Source organism: Endozoicomonas sp. ALB091 (assembly GCF_049310265.1).
Classification (GTDB): Bacteria; Pseudomonadota; Gammaproteobacteria; order Pseudomonadales; family Endozoicomonadaceae; genus Endozoicomonas.
Genome location: NZ_JBLYNQ010000008.1, coordinates 1,066,736 through 1,092,245, shown reverse-complemented (window position 1 = coordinate 1,092,245; position 25,510 = coordinate 1,066,736). Strand labels below are relative to the sequence as shown.

Genomic DNA, 25,510 nt, shown 5'->3' with positions numbered 1-25,510 from the left:
ATAAATAGGTTCTGTTGACTCAGCTTACGCTGATAATCTGCATGGTGTTGGTACCACCTTCGATTTCCTGACTTTCGCCTTTGGTCAGAATAATCTTGTCGCCTGCTTCCAAAAGACCAAGCTCTTTGAGGACATTAATTGCACGTCCATTGACTTCCGGGCCGTACTCAGTACCACTGTCAAAAGCCACCGCTTCCACGCCACGATACAGGGCAACCCGGCGCTCGGTAGTCTGGTAACGCGTCAGGGCAAAAATAGGAAGGCGGGTATTGATTCTGGACATCCACAGCGGTGTGGCACCACTTTTCGTCAGACAGACGATGGCCTTAATGTCACTCTGATGGTTAGCTGCAAACAGGGTTGCCTGAGCGATGGCCTCATCAATATTGGTAAACTGACCAATGCGGCGCTCCGTCATGTACTCAACGGACTGTTTTTCAGCACCGAGACAAATGCGACTCATGGCCTTGACCACTTCATCCGGGCGCTTACCGGTGGCGGTTTCACCGGATAACATCACGGCATCAGTGCCATCCAGTACCGCATTGGCGACGTCAAACACTTCTGCCCGGGTTGGTTGCGTGTTGTGAATCATGGACTCCATCATCTGAGTGGCGGTAATGACCGGTTTATTCAGACGACGGGCTTCACTGATCATGTGCTTCTGGGCACCAATCAGCTCAGGATCACCAATTTCGACACCCAGGTCACCACGGGCAACCATCACGGCATCGGATGCGGAAATAATTTCAGCCAGCAGGTCATGGTCGTTCACCACCTCGGCCCGCTCAATCTTGGACAGTATAGCGGCGGTTCCGCCAGCTTCATGGAGTAGACGACGGGCTTCTTCAACATCGCTGGCATGACGGACAAAAGATACTGCCAGATAGTCCACTTCCAGCTCAGCCGCCAGAAGAATGTCCTGCTTATCTTTTTCCGTTAATGCCGCCGCAGAAAGACCACCACCCTGAAGGTTAATGCCCTTGTTGTTGGACAGCTCACCGCCATTGATCGCTTTGGTCTTTATGCTCGGACCATCAATAGCCATGACTTCCAGGCTGATCCGCCCGTCATCAAGCAGCAGTATGTCACCAACCTTGCAGTCGTTTGGCAGATCTTTATAACCGAGCCCCACCTGGGTTTCATCGCCGTCATCAATGGGAAGGCTGGCATCCAGGTGAAAGGTTGCGCCATCCGGAAGGTGAATCTTGCCATTCTGGAAACGGCCAATGCGAATCTTTGGCCCCTGCAGATCACCCAGGATAGCAACCGGACGGTTCAGCCTTGCAGCAATTTCACGAATGGTTTTGGCACGGGCTTTGTGATCTTCCGGATCACCGTGGGAGAAGTTGAGGCGAACAACGTTGACGCCAGCTTCAATAAGCTTTTGCAATTGTTCTTCAGATTCTGTTGCAGGTCCCAGGGTTGCGACAATTTTTGTGCGTCTGAGCATAATAATCCTCTCGCTTGTGAACCCGCCGCTGTCGTGGGAGCCTTCAGCCTCCACCGGAGTCATTACAGCAAGCGACAGGCCTTAAGTAGTTAACCAAATGAAATTTGGCCAACTACTTAATGGATTAATGATGTGCATGGCAGCCGTTCACAACCTGTACACCTCTGCTCTGCAGGACAAATGTATTGAACGGAGTGCAAACAAAAGAAGAAAGTGCCGTTAGAGTATAGGAGCCATCTTGCCCCGTAGCACTGTCTTCTCTTTGTTTACCAACAGCCAACGTATATCATTTATCGTAACCAGCACAGGCCCGTTAAACGAGCCTGTGTTGAGTTCACTGGGTGAATGCCTTACGCGTTCATCAGGGCCTTGGCCGTATCCAGCATACGGTTGGAGAAGCCCCACTCGTTGTCGTACCAGGACATAACCTTAACCAGGTTGCCCAGAACACGAGTCTGAGTAGCATCGAAGTTGGAAGAGAACGGACTGTGGTTGAAGTCCATGGAAACCAGCTCTTCGTTGTTCACAGACAGAACAGTTGCCATGGCCGGGTTGGACTTGGCAGCAATAGCAATGATTTCGTTCACTTCTTCAACGGTGGTTTCACGTGCAGCAACGAAGCTCAGGTCCACCAGAGAGACGTTGATGGTCGGTACGCGAACCGCCATGCCGTCGAACTTGCCTTTCAGTTCAGGAACAACTTCACCCACAGCAGCAGCAGCACCGGTAGCGGTTGGAATCATGTTCATGGCAGCGGCACGGGCACGGTACAGGTCAGAGTGGTATACATCGCTCAGACGCTGGTCGTTGGTGTAAGCGTGGATAGTGGTCATCAGACCCTTATCAATGCCCAGAGCATCGTTCAGAGGCTTGGCGATAGGAGCCAGACAGTTAGTGGTGCAGGATGCGTTAGAAATAACGGTCATATCTGCAGTCAGAGTGTCGTGGTTCACACCGTAAACGATGGTAGCGTCAACGTTTGAGCCAGGCGCAGAAATGATAACTTTCTTGGCACCAGCATCCAGGTGTGGCTTGCAGGAATCTTTGGAACGGAAAACACCAGTACATTCAAAGACAACGTCAACACCCAGCTCGCCCCATGGCAGCTTGGAAGGGTCACGCTCAGAGAAAGTCTTGATTTCATCACCGTTTACGAACAGAGCACCTTCGCCTTCTTCAACCTGTGCGTTGAAACGGCCATGAACGGTGTCGTACTTAGTCAGGTGAGTATTGATTTTGGTGTCACCCAGATCATTAATGGCAACAATCTGGTATTCATCGCGACGGCCAGCTTCGTAGAGTGCGCGCAGTACGTTGCGACCGATACGGCCGTAGCCATTAATAGCAATCTTGATCATGATGTCTCCAATACCGTTAATCAAAGCGGAATTACCGCCCTGCCTCTAGTAAAAAGGATTTCGTCAGCGAATGCAGCACAGTAAATACACCTATCGCAAACCCCAAACACCTAACTACAGGGTTTAACGGCAGATCACAGATTTTACCCAGTCACAGCACCACTAAAAACAAACAACAACATTGATTAGCTGTCGCATTTCGAAATCCACTCCACAGGACTTGTATCCCTGAAGCACATAAACTTACGGACAAGGGTTGACTTCTTGGTGGTACGAAGTTACAAATATGCAAAATAAAACAATACATAACACATAATTTCACACCGCTTCTCATCCGGGATCAACCGATTGTCGAAGCCACTGGTTAGCTTCATAGGTCACCAGTGTGATATAGAGTTTGATCGAAAAACCGGAATTCAGCAAAGCCGTCACAGTTTTGATTGATTCCGAATTCTTATATGTACTCCCAACGAACCACGCTATTACGCTGTCTTAGCCAGTCAGCAAGATCCGTTGTCATCATACATTCAGATCAGCACCTTTACCTAAATGGATAATGCGGACTGTAATCCCCCTAGTCAAGCCCGTTACAGGCCCACTCACCGCTACACCAATGCAAGATCTTATTTATCGACATTATCAAATATGAACATGAATCGGTGACCACAGAGTTCTAATCACAAGACTCTGACGAACTATTCAACAATAAAAAAACGACAGAAACCACCTACGTATCTGAAGAGATACGCTTAAAATATCTCAAAGCTGCCGTAACTCAGGGTTGAAAGCAAAAAAACAAAAAAAACCAATTTTAAGCAATATAATCCATTAACAAGCACACCAACAGAGACAACTGTTCCATCCCATCAAAAAACAACAACCAAAAAAACATAGTTACAAGACAGAAAGCAAGACATCAGTAAATGTATGATCCTTTCACCACCAGAAAAATGTAATTTTTTTGTAATCAGTCATTTTTAAACGCCAGGCAATCTGACTGGTTATGATTAGATTCATCAAATATTTCATTTTTTATAAATAAAAAATATAACCGCAGAAACAGGCCCAAAAAAATTAAACACTCAATAACATCACAGAACACAACAAATCGATTTTTCTGCTGATACCCAGACCCTCAACATCAAGTAAACTGGTAATATCATTCTTCTTATCGTTTATTAATATTGGTCTTTTATGAAACAGCTATTTATTGTCGGGATGCTGATTTTTTCTTCCACGATCACCGCCGAAGTGCTGAATTGCGAGCAAAAGCAATCGGTTTGTGCAGCCAAATGCAAGGCATCGAGTCTTATCAATGAGCAGGACAACAGCACTTGCAAAGCACAATGCCTGGGAGAGCGAACTGCCTGTGAACTGGAACAAGGCAAGGAGTCAGCGGGAAAACTTGCCACACAGGCAAAAGATGCAGGCCAGTCTCTGATGGACAAAATGAAAGCCTTCTGGGATGGACTAACCCACAGCCAATAACAACTACTTAAAAAAAAATGCCTCTAACCAAGCTCTGATTAGAGGCATACGACCTATTTCAGACGAAGGTTATTTGCCGTAATAAGCCTTGGTGAGCAGTGCCTCAAGCTCGGAAATCAATGGCAAACGAGGATTCGCCGTTGTGGTCTGATCTTCAAAGGCGTGGTTAGCCAGCATGCTGATTTTACTCTTGAACAGCGACTCATCCACACCAATCTCCTGAAGGGACGCAGGCATATCCAGGCGCTTCATCAAATCACGAACCGCATTGGCCAGGGATTTAACGCCCTCTTCCGGCGTCTTGGCGGGCAGGCCCAGCATTTTGGCAATCTCAGCATACTTCTCGTGGGCAATGTAATACTGATATTTCGGGAATGATGCCACCTTGGTGGGATTAGGGCAGCCGTTATACTCAATCACGTGAGGCAATAATACCGCATTGGCCTGGCCGTGAGAAATATGCAATTCATTACCCAGCTTATGGGCAATCGCATGGTTGACGCCCAGGAAGGCGTTGGCAAATGCCATGCCGGCAATACAGGACGCATTGTGCATTTTCTCGCGGGCTTTTCGGTCAGCGGTTTCATAAGACTGCGGCAGATAATCGAAGACCAGCTGAATCGCTTTCATCGCCAGAGCATCGGTGTAATCTGAAGCCATGATCGACACATAAGCTTCCATGGCGTGAGTCAGCACATCCAGGCCGGTATCTGCTGTCACTTTCTTCGGAACAGTCAGTACCAGGTTAGGATCAATAATGGCCACATCCGGAGTCAGCTCATAGTCAGCCAGTGGGTACTTGGCCCCTTTTTCCTTATCGGTAATAACAGCGAAGGACGTTACCTCAGAACCGGTACCGGAAGTGGTCGGAATCGCAACCAGCTTCGCCTTCTTACCCAGATGCGGGAACTTGTAGACGCGCTTGCGGATATCCAGGAATTTCTGGGCCATACCGGCAAAGTCAGCATCCGGCTGTTCATAGAAAAGCCACATTCCCTTGGCTGCATCAATGGGTGAACCACCGCCCAGGGCAATAATCACATCCGGATTAAACCGTGCCATTTCCCGGGCACCATTGCGGACGGTTTCCAGACTTGGATCAGGCTCAACCTGATTAAAAATTTCAACCTGAACCGGCGTTGTACGCTTTCTCAGGTGGTAAAGGATTTTATCGACATAACCCAGGGACTGAATAATCTCATCAGTAACAATAAATACACGAGAGATGTCCTGCATCTTTTCAAGGTACTGAAGAGAGTTGGCCTCGAAGTAAATCTTTCTGGGAAGCTTAAACCACTGCATGTTGACCCGGCGCTTGGCAACACGCTTGACATTGATCAGGTTTACCGCAGATACGTTGGAGGTGGTACTGTTACCACCGTAGGTACCACAACCCAGAGTCAGGGAAGGCATATTGGTGTTGTAAATATCACCAATGGCACCGTGGGTACTGGGTGAGTTGATAATGATACGACCGGCTTTCATGGCCAGAGAGAACTCATCAATCACCTGGTTATCCTGGGCATGCAACACGGCAGAGTGTCCAAGACCACCAAAATTGAGCATTTGATCCGCCAGCTCAACAGCATGATGGGTATCTTTCGCCTTAAGCACTCCCAGAACCGGAGAGAGCTTTTCCCGGGACAGCGGAAACTCAGGACCGACACCTTCAATTTCTGCAGCCAGAATACGAGTATTCCCAGGCACCTTGATACCGGCGAGTTCGGCAATATAAGACGGCTTCATACCGACAATCTTACTGTTGACATGCCCGTCATGAATGACAACTTCAGCCAGTCGACTGGTTTCCTCTGGCGTAGTGAAGTAAACATTCTGGGACTTCAGCTCTTTGACCACCGCTTTATAGACCGCCTGATGCACAATCGCGGCCTGCTCAGAAGCGCAGATCATGCCATTATCGAAGCTCTTGGACATCACCAGGTCATTACAGGCCTGCTTGATATCTGCAGACTGGTCAATAATGCAAGGTACGTTACCAGAACCTACGCCCAGGGCAGGCTTACCGGAAGAGTAGGCTGCGCGCACCATGCCGGAGCCACCGGTCGCCAGAATAACGGCGACTTCAGGGTGCGTCATCAGCTTCTGAGTCGCTTCAATGGAAGGGTACTCGACCCACAGCACACAGTCTTCAGGGGCACCGGCCGCAACCGCCGCATCGCGAACAATCCGGGCAGCTTCACTGGAACATTTCTGAGCGGAGGGGTGGAAGGCAAAAATAATCGGGTTACGGGTTTTGGTAGAAATAATGGACTTGAACATGGTGGTGGAGGTCGGGTTAGTCACCGGAGTCACCCCACACACAATGCCTACAGGCTCAGCAACCAGCATGAAATCTTCTTCGGCGTTGTCTTCAATAACGCCTACGGTCTTATCGTATTTGATGGAGTGGTAAACATATTCGGTGGCAAAGATGTTTTTGGTCACCTTATCTTCCAGGATACCACGACCGGTCTCCTCAACAGCCATTCGAGCCAGCTCCATATGAGCTGCCTGACCCGCCAGAGCCATAGCCCTGGTGACCCTGTCGACATCTTCCTGAGTCAGCTTGAGAAACTTCTCCCTTGCCACCATTGCCCGCTCAATTAACGCATTAATCTGAGCATCAACATCCTGAACAACTGCATCTTTATTTACAGTTTTTCCAGCCTGCTTTTTTCCGGCCATGATTATCGCCCTCTATCTAGTAGTTAACCAAGATAACCTTTAAAAAAACTATCTATTATTCCGAGGCTGTTTTTTTATATCTTTGCCCAGAATAGAAATGCTGTTTAATAAGCTGGCAATCATCAGGTCTCCGTCTTCTATTTCAACCTCCTCAAGATAGTGCATCCTGAGTATTAATGCCTGACCATTGCCATTTATTGGTAAACTCTCAACTTCGATAAAATTGCCTGCGTTAGGCTTTGCAAGTTCATTGGGTATCACAAAATTTTTATTCCAAATAATTATTTAAAAATATTTTTTATTTGACTTAAGGTATATATCGCTCTCTGTCTTCAGCATTACAACACAAGAAAACCTCAAAAAAACTGATTCAAATCAAAAAACCACTATTGATTTTTTTTGCCAAAAGAGGACCAAAATAGATCAACAGCATTCATACATTGACATGCTTTTTTCCAGACTAAATCTTCGGAAAAACTGTTAAAAAACGGCCTTCTCAATAAAAACCAATAAACTGAAACAACACTTTCAAAATCCGGCCACTGAAAAAAACACAACCACATTGAAAAAAACAGAAACAGACAACAATAAACAACAGTTATAAAATCCCCCCGCCATAGTTTTTTATTAATCAGGAAAAAAGGCTTTACCTGTTGTAACCTTTCCGTATCATTAGCAAGGATTTGAAGTGTCTAATCCGGAATTTCTCAGCCCTGATGACAAAATGCCGAACGATTCGGTTATGTCGCTATGCTCAGGCAGCTGCAAGAATAGAAGTCCTGACCAGACACGGTACTCAAACTGAAACACACTGTTAACCCCTGATCGAGGAAGAATCAGCCACATGTCCCAAAAAATCCTGGACCTGGTAAAGCCAGGCGTAGTTACCGGCGATGACGTTCAGAAAATCTTTGAAGCTGCCAAGGCCGGTGAGTTTGCGCTGCCAGCAGTGAACGTTGTTGGTACCGATTCAATCAACGCAGTTCTTGAAGCTGCGGCAAAAGTGAAGTCTCCTGTTATCATTCAGTTCTCCAACGGTGGTGCGTCCTTCTTCTCAGGTAAAGGCCTGAAGACTGACCCTGCCGGTGCCCTGGGTGCCATTGCCGGTGCAAAATACGTCCACGCAGTTGCTGAAGCTTACGGCATCCCTGTAATCCTTCACACTGACCACGCCGCACGCAAACTGCTGCCATGGATCGATGCTCTGCTGACTGCGGGTGAAGAGTTTTACGAGCAGCACGGCAAGCCACTGTTCTCTTCGCACATGATCGACCTGTCTGAAGAGTCTCTGGAAGAAAACATTGCCACCTGCGCCGAATACCTGACGCGTATGGCCAAGATGGACATGACACTGGAGTTCGAACTGGGCTGCACTGGCGGTGAAGAAGACGGCGTTGACAACTCTCACATGGACAGCTCCATGCTGTACACCCAGCCAGAAGACGTAGCCTACGCTTACGAAATTCTGAGCAAGATCAGTCACCGCTTCACCATCGCCGCTTCTTTCGGCAACGTTCACGGCGTATACAAGCCAGGTAACGTTCAGCTGACACCGAAGATTCTCGACAACTCCCAGAAGTACTGCTCTGAGAAGTTCGGCCTTCCGGCCAAGTCACTGAACTTCGTATTCCACGGCGGCTCCGGCTCTACCCTGGAAGAGATCCGTGAATCCGTCTCTTACGGCGTAGTAAAGATGAACATCGACACAGACACCCAATGGGCGTGCTGGGAAGGCGTTCTGAACTACTACAAGAAGAACGAAGCTTACCTGCAGGGCCAGCTGGGCAACCCTGAAGGTGCCGACAAGCCAAACAAGAAGTTCTACGACCCACGGGTTTGGCTGCGAGCTGGCCAGGAGTCCATGATCTCCCGTCTTGAGCAAGCCCATAATGACCTGAGCAGTATCGACGTGCTGTAATCAGAGCCAGGCACCGGCATTTGCCGGTGCCTATCCCCCTTCGCCAGAACCTCTCAAGCCAGAATCCCCCCTCTCAAAACATCAAAAGCAGCGAAATCCCCCGTTTCTTCTAAACTCTTTAGTACTTTTGACGATAAATCCACACAACTCTAAACAAAAAAGAATGGGGGAAGACCATGCCCAGACAGAAAGCACAACCCAAAAGCACCACCACAAAAAATAAGCAGCAAGCCAAATCATCCAATGATGAATGGGTCGGGCTCAGCTTCCGAGTATCTCCTGAGTTTTCCAGGGAATTCAAGGTGTATGCGGCCAAGAATGACTTTAAGCTGGTTGATTTACTGAAAGAAGGCTTTAAAGCTCTGAAAAAGCAGAGACGTCAGTCCCAGACTCGTTAAGGCTCACTTAAGCCAGAGATCGATCCAAGTCAGAGTAAGACAAAGGATTGGTGGGTAAAGGGGAACAAGAAAATTCACACAAAAAAAATCAGCCATCAGGCTGATTTTTTTTGATTGGATGTTTAAATGAGGCTGACTCTTGTAACAAGTAAGTTCTACCTCAACGCTGGCAAGCGCTGTATTCTGCCAACTGAGCTATTCTGACTGCGAAGGTGATTTTAAGATTTTTTCAGCCCCGACTCTCTGAAAGAGAATAAGTGGCGTCCCCTAGGGGACTCGAACCCCTGTTACCGCCGTGAAAGGGCGGTGTCCTAGGCCACTAGACGAAGGGGACGCAAAACCTCCTGACTTAAATGATGCAGTCATCACTTAAGCTCTAGATTTGGAAAAAAGCATGCACTCTTGTCACAAGAAAGCGTGACGCCACCCTGGAAAAAGCGTGGTCTAACAACCGAGTAATTACCGCAATAGAAATGGTGGAGCTAAGCGGGATCGAACCGCTGACCTCAACACTGCCAGTGTTGCGCTCTCCCAGCTGAGCTATAGCCCCATATCAACCTGTCGCATTATGCCATTCTGGATAACAAATACAACATTTTGATAATAAGTGGCGTCCCCTAGGGGACTCGAACCCCTGTTACCGCCGTGAAAGGGCGGTGTCCTAGGCCACTAGACGAAGGGGACGCAATCCTTCTGATCCAAGCAACATCAAGCCACTTGAACTCTAGATTTGGAGCGGGAAACGAGGTTCGATCTTGTCACAAGAAAGTGCGACCTCAACCTTGGCAAGGTTGCGCTCTACCAACTGAGCTATTCCCGCAGTGAAGATATTAAGGATTCTTCAATTCCTGCTCTCTGGTCAGAGAATAAGTGGCGTCCCCTAGGGGACTCGAACCCCTGTTACCGCCGTGAAAGGGCGGTGTCCTAGGCCACTAGACGAAGGGGACGCAATCCTTCTGATCCAAGCAACATCAAGCCACTTGAACTCTAGATTTGGAGCGGGAAACGAGGCTCGAACTCGCGACCTCAACCTTGGCAAGGTTGCGCTCTACCAACTGAGCTATTCCCGCAGTGAAACATTTTAAAGACAGCTTCAAGTCTGAATCTGGAGCGGGAAACGAGGTTCGAACTCGCGACCTCAACCTTGGCAAGGTTGCGCTCTACCAACTGAGCTATTCCCGCAGTGAAACATTTTAAGACAGCTTCAAGTCTTAATCTGGAGCGGGAAACGAGGTTCGAACTCGCGACCTCAACCTTGGCAAGGTTGCGCTCTACCAACTGAGCTATTCCCGCAATGAAGACATGTTAAGGATTCTTCAAACCCTGCTCTCAAGTCAAGAGAATAAGTGGCGTCCCCTAGGGGACTCGAACCCCTGTTACCGCCGTGAAAGGGCGGTGTCCTAGGCCACTAGACGAAGGGGACGCAAACATCGAACGATGTTTGGTGGAGCTAAGCGGGATCGAACCGCTGACCTCAACACTGCCAGTGTTGCGCTCTCCCAGCTGAGCTATAGCCCCAAAACCTTCGCAGTAACAATACTTATCGTATTCAACAACTGCTTTTGCTTTAGCACCTTTCGAAGGAAGCATTGTTTTGCCACCCCCGAAACGCAGGGCGAATGATATGGATGCCCCCCTATCCTGTCAAGCGTCGCTTATAAAAATTATGATCAAATAATAGTGCAGTTATATATGCATCTATAGAACAGGCCGGTAGACAACCGGCCTTAGCCCAAAGAAGCCGCCGGGTTAAAGCGCTGCAAACTCTTTTTCCAGACGTTTCGCTTCTTTTTTGGAAACGCCACCCAACACCTCAACAGCATGGCGCAGGCGTGCACGCGTCATATCCGGGCCCAGGATCTCCATAGACTCCATAACAGACCAGGAGTTCGGCGTACCGGCAATAGCAACAAAGACAGGATGATTAAAATCACCCAGCTTAATGTCCATCGCTTTGGAAAGCCCTTTAATTTCCGCGAAAATCTGATCACGCTGCCACTGGCGCAGCTGTTCAAGCTTCCAGAGCGTGAACTGCAACACCTTCTTAACATCACCCGCTTCCAGCTTTTTATGGGCAAAGTCTTCAGGCGACAGATTCAGCATACCTGAGAACATAAAGGCAGCAATAGGAGCAAAATCGCTGAGACGCTCAACCCGCTCTTTCGCCATTGGCAGAAACTTCATCAGGTAGTCACGGTTCAGTAACCAGTGATGCAGGCGATCAGCAAATTGCTCTGTGGTCATGTTTTCGCGAATCCAGCTGGCATTCAACCAGGACAGTTTTTCCTGGTCAAAAATCGGGCCGCCCAGAGAGACCCTTTTGAGATCAAAATCCGCCAGCATCTCTTCCAGGCTGAACTTTTCCCTCTCATCTGGCATGGACCAGCCCATACGACCCAGGTAGTTCAACAGTGCTTCCGGCAGATACCCCATATCACGATAGTAAGTAATACAGGTTGGGTTCTTGCGCTTGGACAACTTGCTCTTATCAGGGTTTCGCAACAACGGCATATGACAGAGCACAGGCATCTGCCAGCCAAAGTATTCGTATAACAACTGATGCTTGGGCGCAGAGTTGATCCACTCCTCACCACGAATAACATGCGTGATTTCCATCAGGTGGTCATCAACAACATTGGCCAGGTGATAGGTTGGCATGCCATCGGCTTTCACCAGCACCTGCATATCCACCTGGGACCAGTCAATCTCGATGGTACCACGGAGCATATCATCCACTGTGCAGACGCCACTCTCAGGCACTTTCATCCGGACAACGTGAGGCTCGCCCGCATTCAGCCTGGCCTGAACGTCGTCTTCAGAAAGATGCAGGCAGTGACCATCGTACCCGGGTGTCTGCTTGTTCGCCGTTTGTTCTGCACGCAGGGCATCAAGACGCTCTGATGAGCAGAAGCAACGGAACGCATGCCCTTTATCCAACAGGATTTGAGCATGATCAGCGTAGATTTCCCGGCGCTCACTCTGCCGATAAGGGCCGTGTGGGCCGCCAACATCAGGACCCTCATCCCAATTCAAACCAAGCCAGCGCAGCGAGTCGAGAATCTGTTGCTCGGATTCAGGGGTACTTCTGGTTTGATCCGTATCTTCTATACGAAGCAGGAACTGGCCGCCCTGACTCTTGGCAAACGCCAGATTAAACAGGGCGATATAGGCAGTACCGACATGAGGATCGCCGGTAGGGGAAGGTGCAATACGGGTGCGTACAGTCATGGAATTGCTTTCTCAATAACGCCCGGGCCCCAATGGGCGCAGGCTGACAGAATGCCAAAACAGGTATTATAAGGCTGAGAGCCAACAGCACCCAAATATTGATTGAATTCAGTGGCTTCAGGCTTCCCTTTTTATCCCTAAACGGGACATCAACCAGCCAATGGTAGTACCCTGAATCAACAGTGAGAAAAGAATAACGGCCAGCGTCATTTCTATGATCATGCGCTTTTCAGGCATGGAGTCCGGGATCGATAGCATCAGGGCAACAGGCACAACCCCTCTCAATCCGCCCCAGAACATCACCTTCATTGAATTGCTGTCCACTTTATTACTCAATGGCATCAGGTTACTGATGGGCAGCAACAGATATACCACCAGAAAGCGCGCCGTAAGAACGGCGACAATAGCAATGATTAACGTGGGGTAGATCATACCGAGCCGCTCAATACTCCGCAGCAGGAAGTCCTCACTTAACCCTAACAGCAGGAAAATAAAGCTATTGGCTACAAATGCCATAAACTCCCAGTAAGGATCCAGGTGACGCAATGTCATAAAGTCAGCCATGGCCCGACGGCCGTAGCTGCGAGTGACAATCCCGGCAGCGATAACCGACATGACACCGGACGTTTCAAAGACATGGTCAGCAATAATAAAGCTGGTAAAAGCCAGGATAGTTGTCAGAGCAATATGCACATAAGGCATCCCCCGGGACAACCTGAGCAGCACCAGCATGGCTGCCCCCATGGCCGCACCCACAAAAATCCCGCCAAAGAAAACCCTTAAGAACTCGACAAAGGCAGCAAAAGCCGTGCTACCAGACAGCCCTGTTCCCGATTGGATAATCGAGAGCACAATGCCAAACATAACGATCGCGGTTGCATCGTTAAACAAACTCTCTGCATCCATCAGCAGAGACATCCGTTCAGGCGCTTTCACCTCTTTAAACAGCGCAATCACGGCCACTGGATCCGTTGCCGAAATCAGCGCACCAAACAGCAGCGCGCTCGCCAGCGTCAAAGGCGTCAACTCACCCAGAATCACACCGAGAACCAGGGTAGACAAAATCACTCCCACAATGGCCAGCATCAATACAGGCACCAGCTCTTTCATCAGGGCGGAAAACTTTATATTGATGGCCGCCTCAAACACCAGTACGGGGAGCAAAACGTACATAATCAGGTCATGAGTCAGGGAAAGACGGAGTAGAGGTGCCAGTATTTCAGAATATTCAGCCGCCATCCCCAGGGCCATACCGATCACAACCAGCCCAATGGTATAGGGAAAACGCAGCTTTTTAAGCAGGATTGCCGAAATGGCCGCCAGTAAAAACAGGCCGCAAAAGATCAGCATAGGGATGGCGAGACCAGCGCCAGAGTGTGTTACCGACATTTCCTGTTCCGTTAATAAATAAATGCCGAAATGAAGAGGGATCATAAGCTCGGCATTTCAGGCCAAGGGTACAATTTACCCGTGGCCATATTGACCGGTCAGTCCATATCTCGACATACATCAGGGATGGCGAGGTGAGAAGTAATACCAGAGATAGCGGAGGGCAACATAAAGTACGATCCCCGTCGCCACCAAAAGTTCAAAACCGGCCAGATTGTTAATAACATCACAAACTGTTTGATAGCCCTGTTGATGAAGTATATCTGCCAGCTTAAACAACGCTGTAGCCCCAATTACCATTGGAAATGTGAAAGCAGCATATCCTGGCGAAAACGGCAGGCGCAGTAAGCGAACAAACGCAACATAGACCAGACTCGTCATAAAAATAGCCAATGGCAGCAGGACCGCAACCAGTAAGTAATTCGGCTGGTCAGTTATGGACAGGTAGCCCGCCAGAGAAAGACTCGCCGGTGCCGCCATAATGGCAAATGTGGGCAGTGCAGCATCAGGAATTTTCTCTCTGAAAGTCAAACGATACAACATCACTGGCAGCTTTATGAAGTAGCAGCATAGTCCAAAAACAAACAACGTAAAGACAAGTTTCTCATGCCCCATACCCTTGCTGGTCACTGCCGCGACAATAATGCCAACGGGCGGCACAAACCAGCTTGGAACCATTTGGTGCAAATGGAAATAGTTGGAATAAAGATATAACCCAACAGCGAATAAGAAAAATCAAACTTATGGATAGTGAGATTAAGTTTTATTGATATCTCACTAGCGAAACCGGGTCCATCCAGAATTACCGAAAATCCCCGACGACCCGGCGCTATGAGAAAAGCCTGCCTACAGAGCTTCTATAGGCCCGCCGTATTCAATCACCAGTGTAAACTCATCGCGCAACCACTGCGGAACATTATTCTGCAGGTAGAATTCCACGTCGGTGAGCAATTGCTGCCTCACCTCCTGGCTGCAATCGTGATTAGCCATAAGTTTCAACTGAAGTTGGCCCCTGGTGCTGCCCTTCGCTGCGACACCGCACACGTGTACATTCCTATAAGTCAGAACTCCAACAGATTTCGTTATTACATTCTTCATCTTCATTATCAAGGCCCTTTCTGAATCTATATCTACGGATGAAGTACCCGCTGCGTCAGTGCTGGCAACGCCTCGAAAAGCTCCGTTGATTTCATTACGGAGAGGGCCCTGTACTAATTCCACATTTCTGTCTGTTATCGATTCAATGCCATTTGTAGAAATCGTTTGTTCTGGCGGATCCAGGCCAGGTGTCGGACGCACAGCGCCAAGTGCAGCAAGGGCGGGGGATAACAAATGATCACCCGCACCCGAAGGGGTAGCATAACCTGTGGATTGCGTTATAGTTACAGCAGTGACATTTTGCATAATCATTTTATCTACGTGAACGTGATGTCAGGAATCGAGGAAATTCGATATCGGAACACAAACCATTCAAAATCCTGGAATCAAACATTAGCTGCTTAACGCTTGATGGCCAGTTGTAAAACTGGATAAATGACGCAGGCCCCATCAGAGTGTAATCCGTTAATTGAACCTCAAAGAACGCTCCATTCTTCTTCCTTAACTTTTTAATCCCATCCCTGAGAACCTTGGGATTATCTTCATATCCTTCATGCATATCACTAAACAAACCACCCTCAACAGTGGTGCAGAGCATCTCCCCTCCCCGTCGGATAAATTCCGTGAGCACAGGGCCTAAATACCCTTGGGGATATCCTGAAACCAATAAACAACTACTGCAATCATCAGGCAGGCACTTGTTAATATCTTTTGGGAACTCAGCTTGTTCAACAGGTAAAAACCTGGTTAGCGGTTCACGGTCGTAGCATTTCACGCCGACTCCTCCCATCGAATCAAAACATTTTTCAAGAAATGCTTGCCCCGAGCCAATGCTGATAACTGTTTTTGGAAAAGCATCTTGATAAGCGCTTTCACATAGAGAGAGCATAACCCCCAGAAATCTTACAGGATCTAAACGACCGCAGCCGGGAACCGCTATATAAGGAAATATTATATTGAAACACTCAATATTATTCATAACAAGTTCACATAAAGCCTTTTTTGACTTACTTTTTGGTTCTTGCGAATCATCATCAGACTGAGGTTTAGAATGCAGGGAATACAAAGCTAACATTGTAACCGCAGCCTTATGAAACTCTGGGTTACGAAGGCAATATGCTATTGTTGGATTGTTTGCAATAAAAGTGGAAACCAGTGTGTCTGCTGATTCCCCGGAGGGAAGCTCAGAGGCTGAGTTATCAGGCTTTCCCGGGGATTTGTGTGTACTTCCACTACAGACTGAAACGGCACTGACTTTATGCGTGTCAACATTTGCCTTTTGGGAAGTTTCCGGCAGAACCGGAACTGTAGCTTGATACCTTAAACTTACTGTTGCATCAGCGGAAGCAGATTGAACATCGTGATTCCCCAATACAGCATTTTGTGTCATTGATTCTTCATAAGACGGTGATTGATCAGCTCCAGTAACAGGAGAAGAGGAGGGAGAAATCATAAGCATAACCTTACATTTCTTAAACTCGGATCAGTGCAGACCACAAAAATCCAGATAGGTTCCTGCTTAATTTCATATTTTAAATAAAGCTGTGTTTTTTCAAGTTTTCAGCATGTCCAGGCGTAAGTAGTTAAGTAGTTGGCCAAATGGAATCGTATATTTCTGGCTAAGTGGGCAGTTGCTATGCAAGGCGCAACGTAGGGAGCATAGCCATAGCTATGTGACCGGAGTTGCAACGCCGCAGAGTGACTGACAACTTAGTCAGAAATATACGATTTCATTTGGTTAACTACTTAACCAAAGATTGAAATATCCAAATCCTGTTCTACCTTTACAACTCCAGTCCAACAAAAATCAGCCTGCACGACAAAACATGAAACTTTCTAATGCTCTAAAAGCATTGATCCTCAATACACTTGTCTTTGTTTTGACCGGCTGCACTCACGGCGAGAGGTTTAAAAAAGTGATTCCCCACGTTCAACTCAGTTTGCAATCCGGCTTTAAACTCCAACATGGAGCTTATAAGCCAGTCTCCGATTCAGACGAGAGTGACGATACAATCAAGTCAGAAATATTAAAGCGCTTTCAAGAGGTTTCAAAAGTTAAAGTAATTGAACTTTCAGATTTTGACAAAACATTACGCCCCATTGGCGTAGGCATGCAAACCATTTTCGAACAGACACTCTCAAAGCTAATTGAAGAAAGAACCGTCACCAGGGTGATGGTGTTATTTCATACGAAAGCCCCTGCAACCCCGCTGGTTTCTCCCGAGAATACAGCCCCCCCTGAAGCCATGTCCATACATATGCAAGGTGACAGTGCACGGGCGAAAACCATTAGCGACAGAACTGTCACCGTTAGAAACCTGGCCAAATCAGACCCTGAAAAAGTGACCCTCTACATAGCCTACCCTGAGAGCGGTATGCAGATCAGAGACACCAAACAGCAGGCAATTTATCAGGGAGAAATGGCCAACGAACAGAACAAATGCCTGAAAGATCTCCCATTGTCACATCAAAGTATGCCCGATAATTTAGTAGGAGCTTCTTACATCATGACCGGCACTGATGCAGACAAGGACAGCCAACCGCTCTATTTTGGTCTCAGAGCAGTCCAGGCTATAGATGGCAGTGAGAAAAAAATGAACTGGACATTCTGGCTGGGAGAACTCAACAGCCCGGAGATTCAGCCCCACTATCAAGAGTTGAAATCCTATTTGCAAAGTGGTGTTGCAAAGGATCTGGATCTGAAACTGCCATAGCCCAAAGGTATAGCCCAAAGTTATATAAAAAAGACCCCGGCGAGACAATACAAAGTGTATTGATGCCGGGGTCTTTTTTGTCAACGATTTTGTCAACTGTCGCTACTACCACGATATGGTTGTAGCGACATCTACGTAGTTGTTCAATGTCAGCTTTTACATGCCTCAAGACTTGCTAGTAAACTCCGGATACGCTTCCATACCACACTCAGTAAGGTCAGCACCCTCGTACTCTTCTTCTTCGGAGATACGCAGTCCCATGATTACCTTGATCACACCCCAGACAACCAGGGAAGCACCGAACACCCAGGCGAAGATGCTGCCAATACCCAACAGCTGAGCACCCAGGCTAGCGTCGCTGTTGGTCAGAGGTACCGCCAGCAGACCCCAGATACCCACAACACCGTGGACAGAGATGGCTCCCACCGGATCATCAATACGCAGTTTGTCCAGCGCCAGGATAGAGAAGACAACCAGTGCACCACCAACAGCACCGATCAGCGTTGCACCCAGGGCAGTTGGCGTCAGCGGCTCTGCGGTAATGGCAACCAGACCCGCCAGGGCACCGTTCAGAGCCATGGTCAGGTCAGCCTTACCAAACAACAGTCTGGCAACGATCAGGGCAGCAATAACACCACCGGCGGCACCAGCATTGGTGTTGACAAAAATCTGGGCAACAGCGTTGGCATTTTCAACATCAGCAATCTTCAGCTGAGAGCCGCCGTTGAAACCGAACCAGCCCAGCCACAGGATAAAGGTACCCAGAGTAGCCAGTGGCAGGTTAGCGCCAGGCATGGCATTAACGGAACCGTTAGATGCGTACTTGCCTTTACGGGCACCCAGCAGCAGCACACCCGCCAGGGCAGCAGAAGCACCCGCCATGTGCACCACGCCGGAACCGGCAAAATCCTGGAAGCCAGCTTCGTTCAGGAAGCCACCGCCCCATTTCCAGAAACCCTGTACCGGATAGATGAAGCCCGTCATAAAGACCGCAAACAGCAGGAAGGCCCACAGTTTCATGCGCTCAGCAACGGCACCGGAAACGATGGACATGGCAGTAGCTACGAAGACCACCTGGAAGAAGAAGTCAGAACGCAGAGAGTAGTAAGGTGCATCTTCACCACCACCCAGCACCGACTCGACGCTGTTCTCAGTGCCCAGCAGCGTACCGAACAGAGGCATGATGCCGCCTTCGTTAGCCCCCGGATACATGATCTGATAACCACAGAGCAAGTACATGGTGCAGGCAATGGCAAACAGGGCAATGTTCTTGGTCAGAATTTCAACGGTGTTCTTGGAGCGCACCAGACCGGCTTCCAGCATGGCAAAACCAGCGGCCATCCACATGACCAGTGCACCACACATCAGGAAATAAAAAGTGTCGAGCGCATACGACAGCTGAGTTATATCTTCCACGGGACCCCTCCCAGTAAAATTCACATCTTTTTTATCTTTCTTTTCAGCCCAGGGCTGTATTTAGCTCAAAGCTGTATATCACTGATACTGCTCGGCGATGTCATCAGTGGCTGCTGATGAGTCATGCCTTTGACTGGCACTTAAATAGCGTCGATGCCAGTCTCTCCGGTACGGATCCGAATAGCCTGCTCCAGAGAGGTCACGAATATTTTTCCGTCACCGATTTTGCCGGTATTGGCGGCATTGGACACTGCTTCAATCACCTGATCCAGCAGATCATCCGAGATAGCCACTTCAATCTTTACCTTTGGCAGAAAGTCCACAACATACTCTGCACCGCGATACAGTTCGGTATGGCCTTTCTGGCGACCAAAGCCCTTGACCTCTGTCACAGTAATACCCTGAACGCCGATATCAGAAAGCGCTTCCCGCACGTCATCAAGCTTGAACGGCTTGATAATGGCTGATACTAACTTCATGCATTATTCTCCTGGCTCTACTTAATATTCATCCGGGAGGGGTGACCTGGATGCGATAGCTTCCAAAGTCTACGCTTTTCCCTTTGTGTTACAACCGTCTGTTTTATTTCCCGGCCTGTAAAAGGAAAAACCAACCCTGCCAGTCTTGATTTCAGGCATCCCGCCCGGCACTGGTTAAATGGTTACTCCTGTTTAAGCAGGCTCTGTGCCAGTTTTTATCTATCCCCATAAATGGGCATGGTTGAAGGTTTCATGGACTCAAATGAGCGGCGAAATCGGATACGCACCCATTTGATGCACTAAAACCAAATCCCCCACCCAAAAAGGCGCACCAAAGCAGTGCATCCATCAAAAAATCCTGCAACTACCCAGACTTGATGCCTCATCACAGAGCAGCTGAGTCGATGATGTAATATCAGTACAGAAAAGCGCGAATACCTACAGTACCATACTGGTCATGGCCGCCCTCAGTAGGTGTAGTTGCAAGGCCTGGCCATATTATCACTAAAGAAACTCACCAACCAATACTTGTCAATTGTCGTTTAATATATCGACAATAGCTGATCGATCGTCCCTGAGAAAAACCACTGCCGCCGCCGGTGATCGTCACATTTTTCATGGCATTCCCTCCCCCGCTTTTTGGTTATTGGGGTGAGCCTATCTCTCCCACCTGTTCAGCGCGGGCGACAATAGAGCGCCTTTACCTCACCATCGGCATATGATAAATCCTACTGGCAAATAATAAGGCAGGAAAAAATACCGATGGCAAATGATATACGCAATGTATTGCACACCTTTAACGATGTGTTTTTCAATCAGCGTCTGGATGAGGTCATGGACTATTTTGTGTTTGACGACGATTTAAACATTGTCAGCAAACAGAGTTATGGCCACGCGGCGATACCTAAATTTGTCCGAGGTGTTGCTCCGCGCTAAATTGATTAACAAAATAAGATGGGGTAGCTGCGGTGAATCGCTCAAAAAAACATCATCTGCCGAATGGCGGCTTTCGCAATAACGATGCCATGCAAATGCATCATCGCTCGTTATGGAACATCTTGAAATGGAAAATCACCGAGGCACTGCCGGAGAAGGTTTCTATTCCGGTGGTAGACGATGATTATTCGGTCTTTGAGAATTCAGATAAATCCCTGACCAGCTGGATTGGTCATGCGACCTTTTTAATTCGCCACCAGGGTATGAATATTATTACCGACCCACACTTTTCTGAACGGGCGTCTCCTGTACAGTGGGCTGGCCCCAGGCGTTACTCTCCACCAGCGATCGATATTGATGCCTTACCCCATGTGGATGTGGTGGTGATTTCTCACGACCACTACGATCACTTGGATCGTAACTCGGTATTAGCCATTCAGAACAAGCAAAAAGACAATCCACCCTTGTTTATGTTGCCCCTGGGTTTAGGTCAATGGTTCAACAAACATGGTATAGCTAACTGGGTCGAGCTGGACTGGTGGGAATCCCATACCCATCGCGGCTGGACATACACGGCAGTACCTTGTCAGCACTTCAGTGGCCGTTCAATATTTCCGGATCGAACGCTCTGGTGTGGCTGGGTATTTGAAGCGGCAGCTGAAGCATCTGAACCGGGTAAGCGCTTTTATTTTGCCGGGGATACTGGCTACAGTTCAGATTTTAAAGCCATTGGTGAGCACTTCGGCTACATGGATATGGCCATGGTGCCGATTGGTGCCTACGAGCCACGCTGGTTTATGAAAGAGATCCATGTCAATCCGGAAGAAGCCGTGCATATCCACAACGATGTTGGCTCACGCTTGTCGCTGGCGACGCACTGGGGCAGCTTTATGCTAACCAATGAGCCGATGTTGCAACCACCGGAAGATCTGCAGCTCGCCAAACAGCAGCATGGCGTTGCCGATAACGATTTTATTGTGATCAAACCCGGAAAGATTACGGCTTTATTTGAGCAATTATAAGTTCCGGATCGTTACCTTGCTGTTATTGCGGTATCCTTCTCTTTTCTGACCATCAGCCAAGCGATAACCATGATCGATAAAGCCGCCCTGATTAATACCATCGCCACCAAAGCCGGTGAACTCTTTAACGGTGACAAAAGCCAGACCCGGGAAGATATCGAAAAAAATATCAAGGCACTGGTGGGCAGTGCCCTGTCAAAACTGGAGCTGGTCACCCGTGATGAGTTTGATACCCAGGTTGCTGTTCTGAGGCACACCCGTGAGCGCCTTGAAGCGCTGGAAAAAGATATGGAAGCATTTAAAGCAGAACAAGAAGTGCCGGAAGACAGCAGTAACGATAACCAGCAAAGCGCTGACCATTAATCACTCTCCAGCCTCTTGCGCCTGCGGCTTAAGACAGGCGCCAACTTGTGAACTACCCTGAAATAACTTTGTCAGATCCTTTCAGTAATAAAACGGTATATTTTATTTTCCGCTTCTGCACCTTCCGGGCAGTGACCCGCTTCACCGAAGAATGCTATTTCACTATCAGAAGACATTGCCGCCGTCGCTCTCATATCTTTCGGCGAAGCTACCGGGTCATCTTTGGTATTAATCACTAGCAACGGTACACTGGTGTGGGGTTTACCATCAAAGTAGCCCTTGGTTTTCAGTGACAATGGAATGGTATACCGCCCCGGATTATCAAGCCCTTTATAAGTCAGCCCCTGACGTGCAAAAAAGGAATCGACACTCATTGCCGGCAAATACTGCAACTTTTCAGGTTGAGTCAAAACACCATCTACCAGTGCACAACGTGCGACCACAGCCTTAAGTTGAGGGGTAGCAACAGTGAACTCCATTAAACTCAGCCCCCCCCCGGAAGATGACAATGCCGCCACCCGTTTTTCATTCAGAAGCGTTGAGTTTTTCACGTAAGCCAGAGCGGCATTATGTGCCTCAGCTTCTGTACCCGGAGAAACTTTTAATGCCCTGTTCAGGCCGCCTCCGGGAATATCAAATGTAATGACCGCATAACCGGTGTCTGTATATTTTTTAGCACTCTGAAAGTGCTCAACCAGAGTTTTGTCTACGCCTCCGGTCCAGAGAATAACAGGCAGTTTTTTGTCGTTTTCTGCCAGTTGTCTGGGTAAATGCAAAAGCCCTTTGATACTGCCGCCCTGCGACAGAGGCATATCAATGATGGCGATACGCTGCCCCATTTTCAGCCCTGCTTTCACGTAATAATCAACGGCATTTCTCAATGCCGCCTGCTCATGATCGCTGAGAAGGTTCGGATAAGAGGCGGTTAAATAGAGTCCGGATACTCGTTGTAAAAGAGCAGCAGTCTGAGCTGAAGGTGGCTGTTGAGACGCTACTTTCTCTGCATGCCGGGTCCATTCGTAAGTCCATTGACCGGGGCCATATACCGTTATGGTGTCCCGCAGTGGACCGCTGCTATTGATCCGTGGCAGTACGGTTTCAAAGTCACTTTCGGTAACTCCGAGCGCTTTCCAATCCGACAACCGTAGTTCACGATACCAGTGCTCCTGATCACTTGACTCGACTTCACCGCCACGAAACTCTTCGTGCTGCTGAAGATTAGTGTCAGATGCCTTATTCTGTAACGCTGTGGGTTGAATGCCCCCCGTGCATGCAGCTAATGCTGCAAACAAAGGAGTTAACAGCAACAGCCTTTGAGTCCTTTTCATTTTATTAACCTGCATTGTTTACCATGATTTCCGCTCAATCTTATAAGTACTTTTGTGAACAAGTCGTGAAGTAGTAAGCTTCACAAAATGTTCACAGGCCACATGATATCCAGAGCCTTCTCTTTTTTTTCCGTTAAGCCATGTTATCCGTTAAGCCATGCGTATATTAATCGTTGAAGACAATGCTGATATCACCGCCAGTATTGCCGACTATCTTGAATTCAAAGGTCATCAGTGCGACTACGCCTATGATGGCATGTCCGGCCTTAACCTTGCGACCAGCCATGAATATGATCTGTACATCTTTGATATCGCCATGCCAAACATGGATGGTCTGGAGCTATGCCAGGTTCTCAGAGGGCACCGGAAAGATAAAACTCCGGTCATTTTTCTGACCGCCCGGGATACACTGGAGGACAAACTGGCGGGTTTCGCCTCCGGAGCCGATGACTATCTGGTGAAACCTTTTGAACTGAAAGAGCTCTACGCCCGCCTGGAAGCGATTAGCCGACGTTTAAGCACTCATTCCTCCACGCTCAATCTATCTGACCTGACAGTAAATATTGATACTCAGGAGGTTCATCGACAGGGGGAAAAAATTCAGCTCTCTCCTAATAACTTCAAGCTATTAAGAGTACTCATGGAGCACTATCCAGCAGCAGTTTCCCGCAAAACTCTGGAGTATCAGCTTTGGGGAGATGAACTGCCCGACAGTGACTCCCTGCGCAGCCACATCTATAAACTTCGTCAAAAGATTGATAAACCCTTTGGGCAACCCCTGATTCAAACCGTTCCGGGCTGGGGCTTTCGGATGGCTCAACAGGAAGGTGATGATGAAACTGGTCAATAGCCTTCGGTTCCGAATACTGGCAGCCTGTCTTATATTCGGGTTGATAGCCAACGTCATCTTCAGTCTGTTTCTGTTCGTCGCCTTTGAAACAGGGGAAGACACCATGTTTAACTGGCAGATAGCCAATGAGGCAGAGCAGTACCGTTCTCTTTATCTGGATCATTTCGAGGTATTAAAACGCCTGAACACAGTGGGCACCTGGAAGGTCGGCAATGACTCGCAGTTACTGGCTTACCTGGGCCATGACGCTTTAACAACGGAATCACTTTCTGACTCCCCATACATTGATGTCTATGTTGATACCAGTCAGCAAGGCTTTGAGATTTTTGAATACACCCACGATCAAAAGGTTTTTCAGATCGTTCGGTCTCCTCTACCCCAGAGTTATGGATCAGACACATTTTTTTATTACTTAATCGATATCAGCCAGTTTGACCGGGGCCAAAGCGACACTCCCTGGAAAATAGCACTCTCTATTGTTGTTTGCAGTCTGGTTATGCTGGGTCTGGCATGGATAACTGGCTTGCAGGTCAGCCACTTCGTGATTGCGCCATTGACCCGGCTGAAACAGGATCTGGATACCCTGGATTTCTCCAGTGAACAACAGCTGGCAGGCGACTATTACCACGATGAAGTGGGCGCGGTAGCCCGATACATTAATAAACTGCTCCTGCGCATCAGCAGGATGATAGATCGGGAAAAACAATTCACCCGGGATGCCAGCCATGAATTGCGGACACCGATTACTAACATTGCTATGGCTTCCGAAATTCTGCAACTTGCTGTCATTGATAACCCCGGTATTCAGCGCCCATTGCAACGAATAACCCGTGCCACTGAAGACATGAAAAATCTAATAGAGAGTTTTCTTCAGCTCAGTCGTGAAGAGTCGATCTGTGAAGCAACTCAAACCATCAGCCTGCACACCACGGTAGAGCAATCCCTGGATCGGCATCAATACCTGGTAGCTCACAAACCCGTCACACTGCATAATCAGGTGCCGACCTCGGTCACCGCCTCTTTGCCTCCGGTCATATTCAGTATTATGCTGGATAACCTGGTGCGTAACGCCTGCCAGTACACAGACTCTGGCGAAGTGACCATTTTTGCTAATGACAGCAGGCTATGGATACAAGACTCTGGACCAGGATTTAAAGATGAAGCCATTCCCCGTTTACTGAAACCCTGGGAAAAAGCACACGTCAGTGGTCTGGGGCTGGGATTGAGCATTGTTGCACGAATCTGTCAGGCACGACACTGGCGGCTGGAGATTAACAACCGAAAACCCGAAGGGGCCGACACGCCATCAGGAGCCGTCATCAAGATACTGTTTTCACAACCTGTTCACAACGCAATCACAAACTGATCACTCTCATGATCTTATCAT

Annotated in this window: 20 protein-coding genes, 10 tRNA genes and 1 pseudogene; 9 read left to right on the top strand and 22 right to left on the bottom strand. The window is 48.3% G+C overall.

Features of this window, described 5'->3' with window-relative positions; translation table 11 throughout:
• Positions 1-19: 19 nt before the first annotated feature.
• Positions 20-1,453, bottom strand: a complete 1,434-nt coding sequence (gene pyk, locus ACO6UX_RS21105) for a pyruvate kinase (RefSeq protein ID WP_422450277.1) — start codon at positions 1,451-1,453, stop codon at positions 20-22.
• Between the two features lie 350 nt (positions 1,454-1,803).
• Positions 1,804-2,814 carry a type I glyceraldehyde-3-phosphate dehydrogenase gene (gap, locus tag ACO6UX_RS21100; protein WP_209200596.1) on the bottom strand — a complete coding sequence of 337 codons (1,011 nt, stop codon included), beginning with the start codon at positions 2,812-2,814 and terminating at the stop codon, positions 1,804-1,806.
• 1,191 nt (positions 2,815-4,005) lie between these two features.
• Here gap and ACO6UX_RS21095 point away from each other — a divergent pair.
• Entirely contained in the window at positions 4,006-4,299 is a 294-nt protein-coding gene (locus ACO6UX_RS21095; RefSeq protein ID WP_422450276.1) for a hypothetical protein, read from the top strand.
• Between the two features lie 69 nt (positions 4,300-4,368).
• Here the strand turns inward: ACO6UX_RS21095 and adhE are convergent, their stop codons facing one another.
• Both adhE and ACO6UX_RS21085 read right to left on the bottom strand, forming a co-directional pair.
• Complete coding sequence (gene adhE / locus ACO6UX_RS21090) at positions 4,369-6,984, bottom strand: bifunctional acetaldehyde-CoA/alcohol dehydrogenase (RefSeq protein WP_422450275.1); 2,616 nt, start codon at positions 6,982-6,984, stop codon at positions 4,369-4,371.
• 48 nt (positions 6,985-7,032) lie between these two features.
• Positions 7,033-7,245, bottom strand: a complete 213-nt coding sequence (locus ACO6UX_RS21085) for a hypothetical protein (protein ID WP_422450274.1) — start codon at positions 7,243-7,245, stop codon at positions 7,033-7,035.
• A gap of 583 nt (positions 7,246-7,828) precedes the next feature.
• On the opposite strand from ACO6UX_RS21085, the gene fbaA reads away from it, so the two are divergent.
• Together fbaA and ACO6UX_RS21075 are read left to right on the top strand one after the other, a co-directional pair.
• The gene (fbaA, locus tag ACO6UX_RS21080; RefSeq protein ID WP_422450273.1) at positions 7,829-8,902 is read left to right on the top strand and encodes a class II fructose-bisphosphate aldolase; all 1,074 of its coding nucleotides are present in this window, start codon (positions 7,829-7,831) and stop codon (positions 8,900-8,902) included.
• Positions 8,903-9,078: 176 nt separating this feature from the next.
• A complete protein-coding gene (locus tag ACO6UX_RS21075; protein ID WP_101745863.1) occupies positions 9,079-9,300 on the top strand; it encodes a hypothetical protein in 222 nt (73 codons plus the stop codon).
• Between the two features lie 258 nt (positions 9,301-9,558).
• On the opposite strand, the gene ACO6UX_RS21070 is transcribed toward ACO6UX_RS21075, so the two are convergent.
• The 15 genes and pseudogenes from ACO6UX_RS21070 to ACO6UX_RS21000 all read right to left on the bottom strand — a co-directional run bounded on the left by ACO6UX_RS21070 (position 9,559) and on the right by ACO6UX_RS21000 (position 16,468).
• A tRNA-Glu gene (locus ACO6UX_RS21070) sits at positions 9,559-9,634 on the bottom strand.
• A gap of 140 nt (positions 9,635-9,774) precedes the next feature.
• A tRNA-Ala gene (locus tag ACO6UX_RS21065) sits at positions 9,775-9,850 on the bottom strand.
• Positions 9,851-9,908: 58 nt separating this feature from the next.
• A tRNA-Glu gene (locus tag ACO6UX_RS21060) sits at positions 9,909-9,984 on the bottom strand.
• A 47-nt stretch (positions 9,985-10,031) separates the two neighbouring features.
• Positions 10,032-10,120 (bottom strand) — tRNA-Gly (locus ACO6UX_RS21055).
• A gap of 51 nt (positions 10,121-10,171) precedes the next feature.
• A tRNA-Glu gene (locus ACO6UX_RS21050) sits at positions 10,172-10,247 on the bottom strand.
• Between the two features lie 47 nt (positions 10,248-10,294).
• Positions 10,295-10,370: transfer RNA gene (locus tag ACO6UX_RS21045), tRNA-Gly, on the bottom strand.
• Between the two features lie 36 nt (positions 10,371-10,406).
• Positions 10,407-10,482 (bottom strand) — tRNA-Gly (locus ACO6UX_RS21040).
• A 35-nt stretch (positions 10,483-10,517) separates the two neighbouring features.
• Positions 10,518-10,593: transfer RNA gene (locus tag ACO6UX_RS21035), tRNA-Gly, on the bottom strand.
• Between the two features lie 54 nt (positions 10,594-10,647).
• A tRNA-Glu gene (locus ACO6UX_RS21030) sits at positions 10,648-10,723 on the bottom strand.
• 19 nt (positions 10,724-10,742) lie between these two features.
• Positions 10,743-10,818, bottom strand: a tRNA-Ala gene (locus tag ACO6UX_RS21025).
• A 231-nt stretch (positions 10,819-11,049) separates the two neighbouring features.
• Complete coding sequence (gene gltX / locus ACO6UX_RS21020; protein ID WP_422450272.1) at positions 11,050-12,528, bottom strand: glutamate--tRNA ligase; 1,479 nt, start codon at positions 12,526-12,528, stop codon at positions 11,050-11,052.
• Between the two features lie 117 nt (positions 12,529-12,645).
• Entirely contained in the window at positions 12,646-13,917 is a 1,272-nt protein-coding gene (locus ACO6UX_RS21015; RefSeq protein WP_422450271.1) for a cation:proton antiporter, read from the bottom strand.
• 120 nt (positions 13,918-14,037) lie between these two features.
• Positions 14,038-14,634, bottom strand: a pseudogene (locus ACO6UX_RS21010) (TDT family transporter); the annotation flags it as partial.
• 129 nt (positions 14,635-14,763) lie between these two features.
• Positions 14,764-15,321, bottom strand: a complete 558-nt coding sequence (locus tag ACO6UX_RS21005) for a hypothetical protein (RefSeq protein ID WP_422450270.1) — start codon at positions 15,319-15,321, stop codon at positions 14,764-14,766.
• Between the two features lie 7 nt (positions 15,322-15,328).
• A complete protein-coding gene (locus ACO6UX_RS21000) occupies positions 15,329-16,468 on the bottom strand; it encodes a hypothetical protein (RefSeq protein WP_422450269.1) in 1,140 nt (379 codons plus the stop codon).
• Between the two features lie 373 nt (positions 16,469-16,841).
• Between ACO6UX_RS21000 and ACO6UX_RS20995 the strand changes: the two genes are divergently transcribed.
• Entirely contained in the window at positions 16,842-17,729 is an 888-nt protein-coding gene (locus tag ACO6UX_RS20995; RefSeq protein WP_422450268.1) for a hypothetical protein, read from the top strand.
• 165 nt (positions 17,730-17,894) lie between these two features.
• On the opposite strand, the gene ACO6UX_RS20990 is transcribed toward ACO6UX_RS20995, so the two are convergent.
• Together ACO6UX_RS20990 and glnK are read right to left on the bottom strand one after the other, a co-directional pair.
• Positions 17,895-19,145: an ammonium transporter gene (locus tag ACO6UX_RS20990; protein ID WP_269675358.1), complete on the bottom strand. Its 1,251-nt coding sequence runs from the start codon at positions 19,143-19,145 to the stop codon at positions 17,895-17,897.
• Between the two features lie 140 nt (positions 19,146-19,285).
• Positions 19,286-19,624, bottom strand: a complete 339-nt coding sequence (gene glnK / locus ACO6UX_RS20985) for a P-II family nitrogen regulator (protein WP_101744935.1) — start codon at positions 19,622-19,624, stop codon at positions 19,286-19,288.
• Between the two features lie 762 nt (positions 19,625-20,386).
• Between glnK and ACO6UX_RS20980 the strand changes: the two genes are divergently transcribed.
• The 3 genes from ACO6UX_RS20980 to ACO6UX_RS20970 all read left to right on the top strand — a co-directional run bounded on the left by ACO6UX_RS20980 (position 20,387) and on the right by ACO6UX_RS20970 (position 21,945).
• Positions 20,387-20,560 (top strand): hypothetical protein, encoded by a 174-nt coding sequence (locus ACO6UX_RS20980; RefSeq protein ID WP_422450267.1) that lies wholly within the window; start codon positions 20,387-20,389, stop codon positions 20,558-20,560.
• Between the two features lie 32 nt (positions 20,561-20,592).
• Entirely contained in the window at positions 20,593-21,582 is a 990-nt protein-coding gene (locus ACO6UX_RS20975; RefSeq protein WP_422450266.1) for an MBL fold metallo-hydrolase, read from the top strand.
• 69 nt (positions 21,583-21,651) lie between these two features.
• Positions 21,652-21,945: an accessory factor UbiK family protein gene (locus ACO6UX_RS20970; RefSeq protein WP_422450265.1), complete on the top strand. Its 294-nt coding sequence runs from the start codon at positions 21,652-21,654 to the stop codon at positions 21,943-21,945.
• 71 nt (positions 21,946-22,016) lie between these two features.
• Here ACO6UX_RS20970 and ACO6UX_RS20965 read toward each other — a convergent pair whose 3' ends face one another.
• On the bottom strand, positions 22,017-23,273 hold the full coding sequence (locus tag ACO6UX_RS20965) for an alpha/beta hydrolase (RefSeq protein ID WP_422450264.1): 1,257 nt from the start codon (positions 23,271-23,273) through the stop codon (positions 22,017-22,019).
• Between the two features lie 157 nt (positions 23,274-23,430).
• Here ACO6UX_RS20965 and ACO6UX_RS20960 point away from each other — a divergent pair, with 157 nt between their 5' ends.
• Both ACO6UX_RS20960 and ACO6UX_RS20955 read left to right on the top strand, forming a co-directional pair.
• Complete coding sequence (locus ACO6UX_RS20960) at positions 23,431-24,123, top strand: response regulator transcription factor (protein ID WP_422450263.1); 693 nt, start codon at positions 23,431-23,433, stop codon at positions 24,121-24,123.
• Positions 24,104-25,489, top strand: coding sequence for a sensor histidine kinase (locus ACO6UX_RS20955; protein WP_422450262.1), 1,386 nt, complete (start codon positions 24,104-24,106; stop codon positions 25,487-25,489). The genes ACO6UX_RS20960 and ACO6UX_RS20955 overlap by 20 nt, the downstream gene beginning before the upstream one ends.
• The last annotated feature ends 21 nt before the right edge of the window (positions 25,490-25,510 follow it).